The sequence below is a fragment of the Sphingomonas sp. CFBP 13714 genome (assembly GCF_014842205.1).
Lineage (GTDB): Bacteria > Pseudomonadota > Alphaproteobacteria > Sphingomonadales > Sphingomonadaceae > Sphingomonas > Sphingomonas aerolata.
Map to the genome: position 1 here is coordinate 227,339 of NZ_JACYVG010000004.1, position 15,543 is coordinate 242,881.

12 protein-coding genes are annotated in these 15,543 nt (G+C 67.6%); 6 read left to right on the forward strand and 6 right to left on the reverse strand.

Going from position 1 to position 15,543, the window contains the following annotated elements; all coding sequences use genetic code 11:
• Window positions 1-177: 177 nt before the first annotated feature.
• Window positions 178-960, reverse strand: coding sequence for a GcrA family cell cycle regulator (locus tag IFT54_RS11230; RefSeq protein ID WP_192070686.1), 783 nt, complete (start codon window positions 958-960; stop codon window positions 178-180).
• Between the two features lie 86 nt (window positions 961-1,046).
• Between IFT54_RS11230 and IFT54_RS11235 the strand changes: the two genes are divergently transcribed.
• Window positions 1,047-1,901 (forward strand): ABC transporter permease, encoded by an 855-nt coding sequence (locus tag IFT54_RS11235; protein ID WP_031441650.1) that lies wholly within the window; start codon window positions 1,047-1,049, stop codon window positions 1,899-1,901.
• A gap of 4 nt (window positions 1,902-1,905) precedes the next feature.
• On the forward strand, window positions 1,906-3,585 hold the full coding sequence (locus IFT54_RS11240) for a formate--tetrahydrofolate ligase (protein ID WP_192070687.1): 1,680 nt from the start codon (window positions 1,906-1,908) through the stop codon (window positions 3,583-3,585).
• A 31-nt stretch (window positions 3,586-3,616) separates the two neighbouring features.
• On the opposite strand, the gene IFT54_RS11245 is transcribed toward IFT54_RS11240, so the two are convergent.
• A complete protein-coding gene (locus tag IFT54_RS11245; protein WP_192070808.1) occupies window positions 3,617-5,011 on the reverse strand; it encodes a phospholipase D-like domain-containing protein in 1,395 nt (464 codons plus the stop codon).
• A 147-nt stretch (window positions 5,012-5,158) separates the two neighbouring features.
• Here IFT54_RS11245 and dinB point away from each other — a divergent pair, with 147 nt between their 5' ends.
• Entirely contained in the window at window positions 5,159-6,247 is a 1,089-nt protein-coding gene (gene dinB, locus IFT54_RS11250; protein WP_031395771.1) for a DNA polymerase IV, read from the forward strand.
• Window positions 6,248-6,274: 27 nt separating this feature from the next.
• Here the strand turns inward: dinB and IFT54_RS11255 are convergent, their stop codons facing one another.
• The gene (locus IFT54_RS11255) at window positions 6,275-8,110 is read right to left on the reverse strand and encodes a putative bifunctional diguanylate cyclase/phosphodiesterase (RefSeq protein ID WP_192070688.1); all 1,836 of its coding nucleotides are present in this window, start codon (window positions 8,108-8,110) and stop codon (window positions 6,275-6,277) included.
• 88 nt (window positions 8,111-8,198) lie between these two features.
• Window positions 8,199-9,125, reverse strand: a complete 927-nt coding sequence (locus IFT54_RS11260; RefSeq protein ID WP_166746162.1) for an ROK family protein — start codon at window positions 9,123-9,125, stop codon at window positions 8,199-8,201.
• 147 nt (window positions 9,126-9,272) lie between these two features.
• Between IFT54_RS11260 and IFT54_RS11265 the strand changes: the two genes are divergently transcribed.
• The gene (locus IFT54_RS11265) at window positions 9,273-11,066 is read left to right on the forward strand and encodes a putative bifunctional diguanylate cyclase/phosphodiesterase (RefSeq protein WP_192070689.1); all 1,794 of its coding nucleotides are present in this window, start codon (window positions 9,273-9,275) and stop codon (window positions 11,064-11,066) included.
• Between the two features lie 12 nt (window positions 11,067-11,078).
• Here the strand turns inward: IFT54_RS11265 and glmS are convergent, their stop codons facing one another.
• Both glmS and glmU read right to left on the reverse strand, forming a co-directional pair.
• Window positions 11,079-12,902, reverse strand: coding sequence for a glutamine--fructose-6-phosphate transaminase (isomerizing) (gene glmS, locus IFT54_RS11270; protein WP_192070690.1), 1,824 nt, complete (start codon window positions 12,900-12,902; stop codon window positions 11,079-11,081).
• Window positions 12,903-12,998: 96 nt separating this feature from the next.
• On the reverse strand, window positions 12,999-14,369 hold the full coding sequence (glmU, locus tag IFT54_RS11275; RefSeq protein ID WP_244648852.1) for a bifunctional UDP-N-acetylglucosamine diphosphorylase/glucosamine-1-phosphate N-acetyltransferase GlmU: 1,371 nt from the start codon (window positions 14,367-14,369) through the stop codon (window positions 12,999-13,001).
• Between the two features lie 62 nt (window positions 14,370-14,431).
• On the opposite strand from glmU, the gene IFT54_RS11280 reads away from it, so the two are divergent.
• Window positions 14,432-15,151, forward strand: a complete 720-nt coding sequence (locus tag IFT54_RS11280; protein ID WP_192070691.1) for an HAD hydrolase-like protein — start codon at window positions 14,432-14,434, stop codon at window positions 15,149-15,151.
• Window positions 15,148-15,531: a hypothetical protein gene (locus IFT54_RS11285; protein WP_342354811.1), complete on the forward strand. Its 384-nt coding sequence runs from the start codon at window positions 15,148-15,150 to the stop codon at window positions 15,529-15,531. Before IFT54_RS11280 ends, IFT54_RS11285 begins: the two co-directional genes overlap by 4 nt.
• Window positions 15,532-15,543 lie beyond the last annotated feature (12 nt).

Consider the following 15,543-nt stretch of genomic DNA (forward strand, 5'->3'; position numbering starts at 1 on the left):
AAATCCACCCCGGCGAAGGCCGGGGCCCAGTTGGGGGACGGAGGTAACTACGTGTTGCCCGCCTTTACTACAGCCTTCCCGACTGGGCCCCGGCCTCCGCCGGGGTGGTGCTGGGGATTGGCTCCACGGCTCCCATAATATCCGAGCGCGAGAGAGGCGAGACCGCCCCCCCCAATCTCAGCGCGCGCGCGGGCCGCCGAAGGGGAGTGGCGGCGTCGGGCGGCGATCGCGGCGGGGCAGCTGTGCCTGATAGGCGTGACCGCAATGCGCGACGCAGTACGGGAAGCCCGGGTTCACCTTGTCACCACAAAAGTGAAAATCGGGCTCGCCGGGATGGCCGAGCGGCCATTTGCAGATGCGGTCGTTGAGCTCCAGCAGGCTCGTCTTGCCCGCCATTTCAGGCGAAGGCTTGGCGGGGACGAGACGCCGCGGCGGAGCAGGCGTGCTTGGCGGCTGCTGTTCGCCGGGCGCCTGGCGGAGAAAGCCGCCGGGTCCGATCGAGCGCAGGATCGGCTGCGGTGCGCGGACCGGTGCGGCGGCGGGTTCGACCGCGTCATCGTCCTCATCCTCGTCCTCGTCAGTGTCCTCATCCGCCTCGGCAGCGACGGGCGCGGCACGCGGTGCGGGCTCGGGTGTAGCGGCGACCGGTGCGGGTTCAGGCGCGGGAGCCGGCGCTGCGGCGACGGGTTCGGCAGCGGCTGCGGGCGGCGTGTCGACGACGGGCGACTCGGCCGGCCTGGCCTCGGCCGCCTTCGCCTCCGAGACCTTCGCTTCTGCGTTCTTCGCGTCGGGATCGTTCGGCTTCACCGGCGACGGGCGCGCCTGAAGCTCAAGGCGGTGCGCCTTGCCGATCACGGCGTTGCGGCTGACGCCACCCAGCGCTTCGGCGATCTGGCTGGCGGTCTGGCCGGCTTCCCACATCGTCTTGAGCGTCTCGATACGCTCGTCGGTCCAGGACATGTTCGTTCCTCAGTCTTCGGGTCGGCCGGTATAGTCTTCGTCAACCGGGTTGCGGGCGACAGCGGCAGCGATTACCCGCAACCCCCATGAGCAGCCAGCCCCCAATCGGTGAAATCCAGTCGGCGGTGCAATCCGCCCCCGGCGTTCCCGTCATTCGCAACGTGAACTGGGAGGGGCTTCGTACCCTCTATATCAAGGAGGTGCGCCGGTTCTTCAAGGTCCAGCTGCAGACGGTGTGGGCGCCGGCGATGACGACATTGCTGTTCCTGATCGTTTTCACCATTGCGACGGGCGCCAAACGCCCCGTGCTGGTTGGCGGCGAGACCGTGATGTTCGCCGATTTCATCGCCCCCGGGCTGATCATTAGCCAGGGCATGATGGGCCCGGCCTTCGCCAATGCGAGCTTCTCGCTGCTGGTCGGGAAGATGCAGGGCACGATCGTCGACTATCTTCAGCCACCACTGTCGACCGCCGAGCTGCTCGCAGCGCTCGTCGGCGGTGCGGTGACGCGTGCGGTGCTGGTCGGGTGCGTCGTCTGGGCGGCGATGGCGCTGTATCCGGGCGTGCACGTCACGCCGCATGCGCCGCTCGCAATCCTGTGGTTCGGCCTGCTCGGCGCGACCTTCCTCGCGCTGCTCGGCGTGCTGACGTCGATCTGGGCGGACAAGTTCGACCATGCCGCCGCGGTGACCAACTTCGTCGTCGCGCCGCTGTCGCTGCTGTCGGGCACCTTCTATTCGGTCGACACGCTGGCGCCCGCGTTCCGCGCGTTCAGCCACGTCAATCCGTTCTTCTACATCATCTCGGGCTTTCGCTACGGCTTTCTGGGCGTTGCCGATTCGCCGGTGCTCGTCGGCGGCCTCGTCATCCTGGCGATCGACGTCGCGCTCGCCACCCTGTGCTACATGCTGCTGAAAAGCGGCTGGAAACTGAAGAACTAGGCTCATGACAACCGACATTGCCATCGCCCGCAGCGTCGCGCTGCGCCCCATCGCGCGGGTCGCCGACGCGCTCGGCATCCCCGACGACGCGGTCGAGCCTTACGGCCGGTTCAAGGCCAAGATCGCACTCGACTGGCTCGAGGCGCATGGCCGCCGCGAGGGGGCGCAACGCGGCCGGCTGGTGCTCGTCACCGCGATCAACCCGACGCCCGCGGGCGAGGGCAAGACGACGACTTCGGTCGGGCTGGCCGATGCGCTGAACCTGACGGGGCGCAAGACGGTGCTGGCGCTGCGCGAACCGTCGCTCGGGCCGTGCTTCGGCACCAAGGGCGGCGCGACCGGCGGCGGACGTGCGCAGGTCGCGCCGATGGAGGACATCAACCTCCATTTCACCGGCGATTTCCACGCGATCACCGCGGCGCACAACCTGCTCGCGGCGATGATCGACAATCATATCCATTGGGGCAACGCGCTGCAGATCGACGTGCGGCGCGTGGTGTGGCGCCGCGTGCTTGACATGAACGACCGTGCGCTGCGCGACATCGTCCAGTCGATCGGCGGGGTCGCCAACGGGTATCCGCGCGAATCGGGGTTCGACATCACCGTCGCCTCCGAGGTGATGGCGATCCTGTGCCTCAGCGAGAATCTGACCGACATGGAGCGGCGGCTGGGTGACATCGTCGTCGCCTATACGCGCGATCGCAGCCCCATCACCGCGCGCGACCTGAAGGCCGACGGCGCGATGGCGGTCCTGCTGGCAGAGGCGATCAAGCCTAACCTCGTCCAGACGCTGGAGGGCAACCCCGCCTTCCTGCACGGCGGGCCGTTCGCCAATATCGCGCATGGCTGCAACTCGGTGATCGCGACGCGCGCGGCGCTGGCGCTGGGCGACTATGTCGTGACCGAGGCGGGCTTCGGTGCGGATCTGGGCGCGGAGAAGTTCTTCGACATCAAATGCCGCCAGGCTGGGCTGTCCCCCGATGCGGTGGTGATCGTCGCGACGGTCCGCGCGCTCAAGATGAACGGCGGGGTCGCCAAGGCCGATTTGGGCGCGGAGGACGTCGAGGCGGTCCGGCGCGGTGCGGTCAATCTCGTCCGCCATATCGAGAATATCCGCCAGTTCGGTGTCCCCGCGGTCGTCGCGATCAACCATTTTTACACCGACAGCGAGGCCGAGATCGCGGTCATGCACGAGGCGGCGAGCGCGCACGGCGCCCGTGCGATTCTGTGCCGCCACTGGGCCGAGGGCGGCGCGGGGGCAACCAAGCTCGCCGACGCAGTCGCTGAGCTGTGCGACACGCATGCCGCGAATTTCGCGCCGCTTTATGGTGACGATCTGTCGCTGTTCGACAAGATCGACACGGTCGCCCGGCGCATCTACCGCGCCGAACATGCGGTCGCCGAGCCCAGCGTGCTCGCGCAGCTCAAGCGCTGGGAGGATGCCGGCTATGGCCACCTGCCCGTCTGCCTTGCCAAGACGCAGTACAGCTTTTCGAGCGACCCTGCGCTGCTCGGCGCGCCGACCGGGCATATCGTGCCGGTGCGCGAGGTTCGGCTGGCCGCAGGCGCGGGCTTCGTCGTCGCGATCTGCGGCGAGATCATGACGATGCCCGGCCTCCCACGCGTTCCCGCAGCCGAAGCGATCCGGCTCGATGCGGATGGGCTGATCGAAGGGCTGTTCTAATCTGATCCTCCCCCCGGCGGGGGAGGATCGCTCACTTCTTCTTCGGGCGGCGGTGGCGGAGGCGGCGGAACAGGCCGCGCTTCGCGAAGCTCTCGAACATCTCCTCGGGCCCCTCGGGATCGAGCACCTCATTGTCCGCCAGCCATTCCTCGACCGCGGTCAGGTCGGGCGCCTCATAGGCGCGCAGCGACTTGCCCTGCCCGCGCAGCCGCTCGATCGTCTCGATCAGCGACCCGGTCTCGGCGATCATCGTGGTCACCACCTCGACATCGACCGCCAGATGTTCGGCGATCAGGTCGTTGCGGATCGCGGTGATCCCCGTGCTCGTCGCCTCGTCATGCGCGCGGATCGCGAGGTCGCATTCGGTGTCGAGCCGCAGCGAACGGTTGTTCATGTTCGACGACCCGAGCCGGAAGATCTGGTCGTCCGCGATCAGGATCTTGGCATGGCAATAGATCGCCTCCCCGCCGCTGGTATAGGGATGGTACATGCGCAGCCGCTTGTGGACGTCGCGGTGCGCCAGCGCGGTCATGAGGCGCGCGCGCGCGGTGTCCATCGCGATCGGCTCTAGCCAGCCTTGCGCAGTCACCGGGTTGATGATCACGATCTCGGGCCCGTCCGCCTCGTCAAGCCGCCGCGCGACGGCTTCGGCGATCTTGCGCGACGCGAAATACTGGCTCTCGATATAAAGATGCCGCTTGGCGCCGGCGATCTGCGCGAGGAACAGCGCCTCGCTCTCATGCACCGGGACCTGGTCGTCCATCTCGGGTTCGGTCCGCGCGATCGCGACGTCGACATCGCGGAAATGCACGCCGAGCTCGTCGGGCCAGCACGCCGCGCCAGGGCTCGCCTCGGCGATCGGCACGCCGCCGGCCAGCACCCAGCGATCACGGAACAGCTGCCCTAATGCAGTCGCGACGGGGCCTGCGACCGCGCTGATCGCGTCGTGCCACGGCTTGTACGGACGGCCCGAGGGACGCCGCCGTCGCGCATCGTCATGGCGATGCTCGCGCGTGTCCCAGCGGTCACCGGTCATGTCGATCCCGCCGCAAAAGGCGAGGCAGTCGTCGATGATGACGATCTTCTGGTGATGCGACCCCGCGGTCGGATGATGACCATCGAGCTTGGTATGGATGCGCGGATGCCGCATCCACTTCATCATCGTGAACAGCGTCGAGCCGCGGAACAGCGACTTGATCGCACCGGTGTCCCAGCGGAGCAGGAAGATCTCGAGCTCGGGCTCGCGTTCGACCAGCCACAGGATGAAGGCGCCGAGCGTCGGCGGTTCGCCGGGGCGGTCGACCCCAGGTTCGAGCTGGATCCGCGCATCGAAATCCCAGCCGATCAGCATGATCCGCCGCTTGGCATTGAGCATGGCAACACGCGCCTGACGGAAATATTCCTCCGCATCGACGATCACGGACATCTGGTCCGCGCGTTCGATACGCCAGCATTCGGTTCCGATCCGCACGTCCAGGTCCCCTTGTCGTCGCCGCTTGCGCCCGGCCGAATTCGTTCAACGCCGTAACGACGCTCTGTTTCCGCGCATCGTCAGAACCTATCTGCGGTGCAGATGGCCGCTTCTCCTACCCCGCCGCCGGTGCAGCGCAAGATCATCCATGTCGACATGGACGCCTTCTATGCCTCGGTCGAACAGCGCGACGACCCGACATTGAAGGGACGGCCGGTCGCGGTGGGTGGTTCGCGCGCGCGCGGGGTGGTCGCTGCCGCGAGCTACGAGGCGCGCACCTTCGGGGTGCACAGCGCGATGCCATCGGTCACCGCGCTCAGGCGCTGTCCCGACCTCGTCTTCGTGCCGCCGCGCTTCGACGTGTACCGTGCGGTGTCCGATCAGATCCGCGCGATTTTTGCGCATTTCACCCCGCTCGTCGAACCGCTGTCGCTCGACGAGGCGTATCTTGACGTCACCGCCGATATCCGCGGGGTCGGATCGGCGCAGGCGATCGCCGAGGAGATCCGTGCGCGGATCAAGGCCGATACCGGGCTGACAGCCTCTGCCGGGGTCAGCTACAACAAGTTCATCGCCAAGCTGGCGTCGGACCAGAACAAGCCCGACGGGATCTGCGTCATCACGCCGAAACGGGGGGCCGCGTTCGTCGCGTCATTGCCGGTCAAGCGGTTCCACGGCGTCGGCCCGGTCACCGCCAAGCGCATGGAACAGCTCGGCATCCTGACCGGTGCCGATCTGCTCGAACGCCCGCTGGCGTTCCTCCAGGCGCATTTCGGCAGCTATGCGGACTATCTTTACGGGGCAGCACGCGGGATCGATCACCGCCCGGTGCGCGTCAACCGTGCCGCCAAGTCGGTCGGTGCGGAGCGGACGTTCGAGACCAATCTGAGCGATCCGGCAGCGTTGCGCGAGGCGTTGCACCGCGTCGCCGATGCGGCGTGGGTGCGGATCGAACGGCACGACACGCGCGGGCGGACGGTGACGCTGAAATTGCGCCATGCCGATTTCCGGACGATCACGCGTGCCCGATCGTCGAGCGCCGCGGTGGTCGACAAGGCTGCGTTCGTCGCCGCCGGACTGGACCTGCTGATGGCACAGCTTCCGGTCCCGCAGGGCGTCCGGCTGCTCGGCCTGACGCTGTCGGGGCTGGTCGGTGACGAGCCGGACGACGCGCAGCCCGTGCTGCTCTAACCCGCCGCTCGCTTCGCGGGTGTGGGGTCAGACGCCCGGCGACGGTGCCATGACGCGGGGCGCCGCGGCGGGATCCCCACCCAGACCGCGTGCTTCCGCCATGGTCCGGGCGATCGCAGCAGGCACCGGGTGCGAGAAGAAGAAGCCCTGGAGATGGCTGGCCCCCGCCAGGCGCAAGGCCTGGACCTGCGCCTCGGTCTCAACCCCTTCGGCGATGACCCCGATGCCGAGTGCGCGGCCCAGACTGATGATCGAATGGACGATCGCCGCGCTTTCGCGCTCGCGGCCCATCCCCTCGATGAAGCTACGGTCGATCTTCAGGCAGTCGAGCGCGAAGGTGCGGATGTTGTGCAGGCTCGAATAGCCCGTCCCGAAATCGTCGAGCGCGATGCGGAACCCCATGCGGCGCAGCGCGCCCAGCGTCTCCGCCGCGCGCTCGGCATCGTCGAAGATCGCGGTCTCGGTGATTTCGATCTGCAACCGGCTGGGATCGACCCCGGCACGGCGGACGCTCTCGCTGACATAGTCGACGAAATGGTGGCGCCGGAACTGTCGCGGGCTGAAATTGACCGAGACATACTGGCCCGGCCACTGTGTCAGGACCGCGAGCGCGTTGCGCAGCACCCAGTCGCCCAGATCGTGGATGAGGTTCGATTCCTCCGCGATCGGCATGAACAGGCCCGGGCTGATCGGGCCGTAAGCCATGGTGTTCCAGCGCAGCAGCGCCTCGAACCCGACCACCTCGATCGATTCGCGCGACACGATCGGCTGGAACACCAGGCTGAGCTCGTTGTTCGCAATCGCTTCGCCGAGCCCGCTTTCGACGCGCCGGCGGAAGCGAATATCCTCGTCCATGCTCTCGTCGAACACGCGCGCCATGCGCCGGCCGCTCCGTTTGGCGTCGTTGAGCGCGAGATCGGCCCGCCGCATGACGTCGACCGGGTCGCTGCCCTGCCCGCCATGCGTCACGACCAGCCCGGCCGAGGCGCCGCCCTGGACGGAACTGCCAAAGACCTGGAGGCTGACCGAACAGGCCGCGATCATCCGTTCGCAGGCGAGCAAGGCGCTGGTCTCGTCCGCGGTGCTGAACAACACGCCGAATTCGTCGCCGCCAAGCCGCGCGACCAGCGCGCCGTCGGGCGAGGACCGGCCGAGGATCGCGCAGATCTCGCGGATCAGCGCGTCGCCGGCAAGATGCCCCAGCGTGTCGTTGACCAGCTTGAACCGGTCGAGATCGATCATCACCGTCGCGAACCACCCGTCCGCGCGGGTGCGTTCGGCAAGCGCGCGGAGGAACGCCAGCCGGTTGGGGGCGTCGGTCAGCGAATCATGCGTGGCGAGATGGATCGCGCGGCTTTCATTGGCGGCGAGCTCGGCAGCCCGGACCTCTAGCTGCGCCACCTGCCGCACGAGCGCTGCACGCACCGCGTTGCAGTCATGGTCGAACTGCCAGCGCTGCGTCAGTGCCAGCGCGGTCTGGCGCAACTCGGCGCCGACGAACGGCTTGGCGATATGGAAGACCTTGTCGACCGGCCCGGCCACTTTGGCGATCCCGGCGAGCGAGGCACCGTCGAGCGCGGTGACGATCACGAAATTGATGTCGGGGTCCAGTTCACGGATCCGGCGCGCCGTCTCGCAGACGTCGAGCCCCGACGCCATCTGCAGATCGAGGAAGGCGACCGCGAACGGCGCGGTTTCGGCGATTGCGGATTCGACCGCAGCGATCGCGTCGATGCCGGTCCCGACGGAGGTTATAGAAAACCCGTCGGCCTGCGGGTCAGCCGCCGCCGGTTCCGTCCCGAGTATCGCACGGGCGTAGTCGTCATGAACTCCGGGTTCGTCGTCGACAATCAGAATACGCATCGGACACCGTTCCTCGCGATACCTGACCCCGCCCGTATAAGCGGTTTTCCAGGCCCTATCGCGCGGCCCGGTGGGTAGGCATCTGTAATTAATATGACATGAAGGCCGAGCTTCCCGACCCTCCGACCGAGTCACCAAGCGCTTGGCCACCAAGGATAATCGCGCCGAGCGGGCCGGCATTGCCGCCGAGTGCCGGCGGTACGACAAACGTATCGACCAGCGTCGGCTCGGGCAATGCGATATACCCCCCGAGACTACGCGTCAGCGCGGCACGGACCCGCGGAAACAGATGGCCGGCGCCCATCACCCCGCCACCGATGACGATCCTGCGCGGAATGCCGGTGAGCACGAGCGTGTGGCATAACTGGCCGAGCGCCTCCGCGACGCCCGTCCAGACCGGATGATCGGCGGGGGCCTCATCGGCGGGATGGCCGAGCCGCGCGGCGATCGCCGGCCCCGATACAAGCCCCTCGAGGCAGGCGCCGTGAAACGGGCAACTGCCGATCCAGTCGTCGCCCGGCGTTCGGACCGGCCGGATATGCCCGAGTTCCGAATGCATCAGGCCGTCGACCGGTCGATGGCCCGCGATCAGCCCCGCCCCGACCCCGGTGCCGACCGTCACATAGGCGATGTCCGCCAGGCCCTGCGCCGCACCCCAGCGCGCCTCGGCCAGCGCCGCGCCGACGACGTCGGTATGGAAGCCGGTCGGTACCGCATAGCGACGCTGCAGACGCCCGGCGACGTCGGTCCCCGCCCAACCGGGCTTGGGCGTCGAGGTGATATGGCCGTAATCACCGCCGCGCCGGTCGATCCCGACCGGGCCAAAGCTTGCGATCCCTATTGCGACGAAACCGCTCCAGCGGTCGAGCACGGCTTCGATCGCGGCGAGCGTCTCGTCGGGGCGAGTTGTCGGAATTCGTACGATTTCCTCGATCGCATCGGGCCCCCGCGCCAGGATACAGATGCATTTGGTCCCGCCAAGTTCGATCCCGGCCACCAATGGTATTTCGCTCATCCCTGTCCCCAAACCAATGCTTTGGCTGCAGCAATTCGTCCGGCGGGGCAGATCCGTCAAGTTGCTGTAATTTACTCCATGTTAACAACATAAGTATATCGTGCAAGTCGACTCGTTGCGCATAATGCTGGCGACTGGAGCAGAGAAATGCGGGCGTTTGAAGAGGCGGCACGGCTTGATGCATTGCGCCAATTGCGCCTGCTCGACACCAGCGCCAGCGAAAGCTTCGATCGCATCACCCGGATGGCAGGCCAGATCTTCGGGCTCCCGATCGCCGCAATCTCGCTGACCGATACCGACCGGCAATGGTTCAAATCGCGCGTCGGAATCACGCACGACCACATCGCGCGGGCCAAGGCCCCGTGCGCGGAGGTCGCCGAGACAACGCAGGGTCTGGTGATACCCGATCTGGCCGCCGACGGCTTCTATGCCAACAGCCCGCTCGCGCAGTCCGGCATCCGTTTCTATGCGGGTGCGCCGCTGATCACGCGGGAGGGCCATGGGCTCGGGTCGCTCTGCGTGCTGGGCGCCGAACCCCGAACCGCCTCGCCCGAGGAGCTTGCCGCGCTGACCGACCTTGCGGCGATGGTCATGGCGCAGATCGACCTCCAGCATGCGGTCGGGCGGGTCGATCCGGTCAGCGCGCTACCCAACCGCTTCCGGTTTCTGGAAGATCTCGACGATCTCGCGCGTGACACGCCCGGCGAGCAGCGCTTCGTCGTGCTGCTCGACCTCGCGCGCGCCGACCAGCTGAATGCGCTGATCCGGGTGATGGGCGCCGGCTATATCGAAACGCTCGTCAAGGAATCGGCGCGGACCTTGCGCGAGCAACTGGGATCCGCACGAACGCTCTATCACGTGGCCGCGACCCAGTTTGCCTTCCTGTCCTCGCCCGGTGCGACCATGCCCGGCTATCTCGACGTGGTGAGCGCCGGGCTCGCGGTCAGTGCCGCGGGCTCGATCGCGCGGTTCGTGACGACGATGGCGGCCGGGATCGTCCCCGTGACGCTGGGCGCGATCCGGTCGCAGGAAATCCTGCGCGCCGCCCACAGCGCCGCACAGGATGCGCAGGCCAAGGACAGCCTGATCAGCGTCTATGCGACGTCGAACGATTCCGAATACCGGCGCAATATCGTGCTGCTCAGCGCGTTCGGCACCGCGCTGGAGGACGGCGCGTCGCTCCGCCTGGTCTATCAGCCGCGGATCGACCTCGGATCACGTCGCTGCGTCGGGGCGGAAGCGTTGCTGCGCTGGAACGACCCGACGCTGGGCGACGTATCGCCCGCGGAGTTCATCCCGATCGTCGAGCGGACCACGCTCGCCAAGCCGACCACCGCATTCGTCCTCGACACCGCCCTGCGTCAGCTGGCGGCGTGGCAGGCGTGTGGCGTCTCGCTGCCTCTGTCGATCAACATCTCGGCGACCAATCTCGACGAGGACGGACTCGTCGCGGCAATCGCCGCGGCGCTCGACACGCACAATGTCGCGCCCGACATGCTCGAGGTCGAGGTGACCGAAAGCGCGATGATGGAGAATTCGGCGCAGTCGCTCGCCAGGCTCGAGGCGCTGGCGGCGACCGGGGTCCGCGTTGCGATCGACGATTTCGGGACCGGCCACAGCAGCCTGGCCTATCTCCAGACGCTGCCCGCGAGCGTGGTCAAGATCGACAAGTCGTTCGTCGACCCGCTCGACACCGACGACGCCCGCAGCCGGACGGTGATCGCGACGATGATCTCGCTGTCGAAAAAGCTCGGCTTCCGCGTGGTGGCCGAGGGCGTGGAGTCCGTCGGCGCCGTCGACACGCTGACGCGGATGGCGTGCGACGAGGCACAGGGCTATGTCTTCGCCCGCCCGCTCGAAGCGCAGGACGTCCTACCCTGGATCGCGCGGTTCAACGGCGACGACCAGATGCCGCCATTGCCCCACCGCGAGGCGGCCTGAGCCGCGGCGCCCTTATTCGACGGTGACCGACTTCGCCAGGTTGCGCGGCTGATCGACGTCGGTCCCCTTGAGCACAGCGACGTGATAGGCGAGCAGCTGGACCGGCACCGCATAGACCAGAGGCGCGATCAGCGGGTGGACCTTGGGCATGGTGATCGTCGCCATGCAGCCCTCGCCCGCCGCCTGGATGCCGTCATAGTCGCTAATCAGCACGACCTTGCCGCCGCGCGCCATCACCTCCTGCATGTTGCTGACGGTCTTGTCGAACAACGGCCCCGACGGTGCGATGACGATGACCGGCACATGTTCGTCGATCAGCGCGATCGGGCCGTGCTTCATCTCGCCCGCGGCATAGCCCTCCGCATGGATATAGCTGATTTCCTTCAGCTTCAGCGCCCCCTCGAGCGCGAGCGGATAATCCGTGCCCCGGCCGAGATACAGCACGTCGCGCGCGCCGGCGACGGTGTGCGCCATCGCCTCGATCGCCTCGTCATAGGCCAGCGCACCGTTGAGCGCGGCGGGCGCCTCGGCGAGGTGGCGGACGATCTCCCGCTCCTGCTCACGGGTCAGCAGGCCCTTCGCGCGCGCCAGATTGGCTGCAAGCGCGGCCAGCACCGCAAGCTGACAGGTGAACGCCTTGGTCGAGGCGACGCCGATCTCGGGGCCGGCATGCGTCGGCAGCAACAGGTCCGCCTCGCGCGCCATGCTGCTGGTCGGCACGTTGACGACGACCGCGATCTTCTGCCCTTCGGCCTTGGCATGGCGCAGCGCGGCCAGGGTGTCCGCGGTCTCGCCCGACTGCGAGATGAACAGCGCAAGGCCGCCCTCCTCCATCACCGGCGCGCGGTAGCGGAACTCTGACGCGACATCGAGGTCTACGGGGACGCGCGCAAACTGCTCGAACCAGTATTTGGCGACCATGCCCGCATAGAAGCTCGTCCCGCACGCGACGATCGTGACGCGCTTGATGGTCGACAGGTCGAATTCGGGGATCGGCAGCGAGACCTCGCCCTCCATCCGCTTCAGATACGAACGCAGCGTCTGCGCGACGACGATCGGCTGCTCGTAGATCTCCTTGAGCATGTAATGCTTGTGGTTGCCCTTCGAGATCACCTCGCCGGTGATCCCCGACAGTGTGATCGCGCGCTCGACGGGCGCGTTGTCGCGGTCATAGACCTGCGCACCGTCGCGCGTCAGCACGACCCAGTCACCCTCGTCGAGATAGGCGATACGCTGAGTCAGCGGCGCGAGCGCGAGAGCATCCGAGCCGAGGAACATCTCGCCCTCGCCGTGGCCGACGACCAGCGGCGAGCCGAGCCGCGCGCCGATCAGCAGATCGGGATGCTGGCGGAAGAGGATCGCTAACGCGAACGCGCCGTGCAGCCGCGGCAGGATCTCGCGCACCGCCGAGATCGGATCGCTGCCGGCCTCGACTTTCTCGCTGATCAGATGCGCGACGACTTCGGTGTCGGTCTCGCTGGTGAAGGTCCGGCCGCGCGCGATCAGTTCGTCGCGCAGCGGTTTGAAATTCTCGATAATGCCGTTGTGGACGACCGCGACCTCGCCGGTCGCGTGTGGATGCGCGTTGTTGGTGGTAGGCCCGCCATGCGTCGCCCAGCGCGTATGCGCGATCCCGGTCCTGCCCGGCAGCGGATGCGCGGCGAGCTCGTTGGCGAGGTTGACCAGCTTGCCCGATGCGCGCCGCCGCTCGATCGCGCCGTCATGATCGGTCGCGATGCCGGCCGAGTCATAGCCGCGATATTCGAGCCGCTTGAGACCGTCGAGCAACCGCTCGGCAACGTCGTCAGTGCTCAGGATTCCCACGATGCCACACATGCTATCTATCCATTCGTCTTGTCGGGCGAGGCGTGCGACACGCGCCGCATGATCCTGGTCCAGTCGGGAACCGCGTGCGATCGGTCGCGCGGGGCGTCACCGACGAGCGGCTTTGCGGGCGACCATCATTTCGCGGAATCGCGCCGCCCAGCCGGGCTTCTCGACCTGGGGCGGACGAACGAGCGCGAGTGCGTCGGCGTCGACATCGCGCGTGAGCACCGACCCCGCCGCGACGATCGCGCCGCGGCCGACGGTCACCGGCGCAACCAGCGCGGAGTTCGAGCCGATGAACGCGTCCTCGCCGACGACGGTACCATATTTGAAATAGCCGTCGTAATTGCAGGTGATCGTGCCCGCGCCGATGTTCGCGCGCGCGCCGATCTCGGCATCGCCGATATAGCTCAGATGATTGACCTTCGCGCCGACGCCGATCGTCGCCTTCTTCACCTCGACGAAGTTGCCGACGCGTGATCCGGCGCCGAGATCCGCACCGGGCCGCAGGCGCGCGAACGGGCCGACATCCGCCTTCTCGCCGATCTTCGCGCCCTCGACATGGCTGAAGGCATGGATGACCGCGCCATCGGCGACGCGAACGCCCGGGCCGAACACGACGTTCGGCTCGATCGTCACGTCGCGTCCGAGCAGCGTGTCGTGTGCGAACCAGACCGTGTCGGGCGCGATCAGCGTTGCGCCGTCCGCCATCGCGGTGGCACGGCGCGTCGCCTGCCAAGCCGCCTCGACCGCGGCGAGTTCACCACGGCTGTTGACGCCCGCCACCTCGCCTTCGCCCGTCTCGATCACTGCCGAGGTCCGGCCGTCGGCGGCGGCGAGCATGACGATGTCGGGCAAATAATATTCGCCCGCCGCATTGTCGTTGCCGACGCGCGCGAGCAACGCGAACAGGTCGCGCGAATGGACCGCCATCAGCCCCGAATTGCACAATGTCTCGGCGCGTTCGGCGTCGGAAGCGTCCTTATATTCGACCATCCGGTCGATCCGGCCGGCGGCATCGGCGATGACGCGGCCATAGGCGCCGGGATCGGCGGGACGGAAACCGAGCACGACTGCGGCGGGCGCATCGTCGCCGTGCAACCGGTCGATCATCCGCTGCATCGTCGCGGCGGTCACGAGCGGGACGTCGCCATAGAGGATCAGCACATCGCCCTCGAACCCGGCCAGCGCGGCGCGCGCCTGCGCCACGGCGTGGCCGGTGCCGAGCTGTTCGGCCTGAAGCGCCGTCGCGATCCCCAGCGGGGCGACCGCACGCTCGACCTGCTCGCGCCCGGCACCCGTCACCACGACGGTGCGCGCGGGGTGCAGCGTCGCCGCGCTCGCGACCAGATGGTGCAGCATCGGCCGCCCCGCGATCGGGTGCAGCACCTTGTGCAGGTCGGACTTCATCCGGGTGCCCTTGCCGGCCGCCAGGATGATCACCGCGATGGACTGGTCGTGCATATGCGTCGTCATGGAAGGACCGCTGCCACGAAAGCCTTGCCAATTCCATAGCCGCGCTGGCAGGCATCACGGCGATGACGCATTTTTCATTCGATATCGTCGGGTTCGACCTTGACGGCACCCTGCTCGACACCAGCGGCGACCTGACCGCGGCGGTCAATCATGCACTCGCGCTCGCGGACCGGCCGGCGCTGAGCGTCGAACAGGTCAAGCCGATGATCGGCGGCGGCGCGCGGCACATGCTGAAACAAGGGCTGACCGCGACCGGCGGCTATGACGAGGCGATGCTCGACCGGCTGCACGCCGCGCTGCTCGCCTATTACGAGGCGCATATCTGTGTGCTGACACGGCCCTATCCCGGGGTGATCGAGGCGCTCGACGCGCTGGCGGCGCGCGGCGTCACGATCGGGATCGTCACCAACAAGATCGAACGATTCGCGCGCACCGTGCTCGACGAACTCGGCCTGACCGACCGGTTCGCCTGCATCCTCGGCGGCGACACGATGGCGGAGGGCAAGCCGTCGCCGATGCCGATCCACGAAATGGTGCGGCAGTGCGCCGTGGTGGCGGACGCGAAGCGCGCCGGGGCGCAAGGTGACGCCCCCCGCGCGGCGTTCGTCGGCGATTCGATCTTCGATATCCAGGCGGGACAGGCGGCAGGGTTGCCGACGATCGCGTGCAGCTTCGGCTTTCTGATGCAGCCGGTCGACGAGCTTGGGGCAGAGGCGGTGATCGACGGATTCGATGCGCTGATCCCCGCGCTCGACGACCTCGCCCGGCGCACCGCGGCGTGAACGGCCGCGACCGCGACCTGACCGGGTTCTTCAAGATCGCGCTGGCGCTGGCGATCGTCTGCGCCGTGACGATGGCACTGCTCCCCAAGCCGCCGCATCTGCCGATCGACCAGTTCGGCGACAAGTTCCAGCACATGCTCGCCTTCGCGACGCTCGCCGCGCTGGCGTCGTTCGCCTATCCGGCGGCGCGCGGACGCAAGGTGCTCGAACGCCTGTCCTTCCTCGGCGCGATGGTCGAAGTGGCACAGTCGATCCCGTCGCTGCACCGCGACTGCGATATTCGCGACTGGATCGCCGACACGATCGCGATCGCCGTCGTCGTCGCGATCATCGCGATGGTGCGCCGGACACGGCCGCCGCGGCTGCGCACGCTGCACTGATCCCCCGCGCGG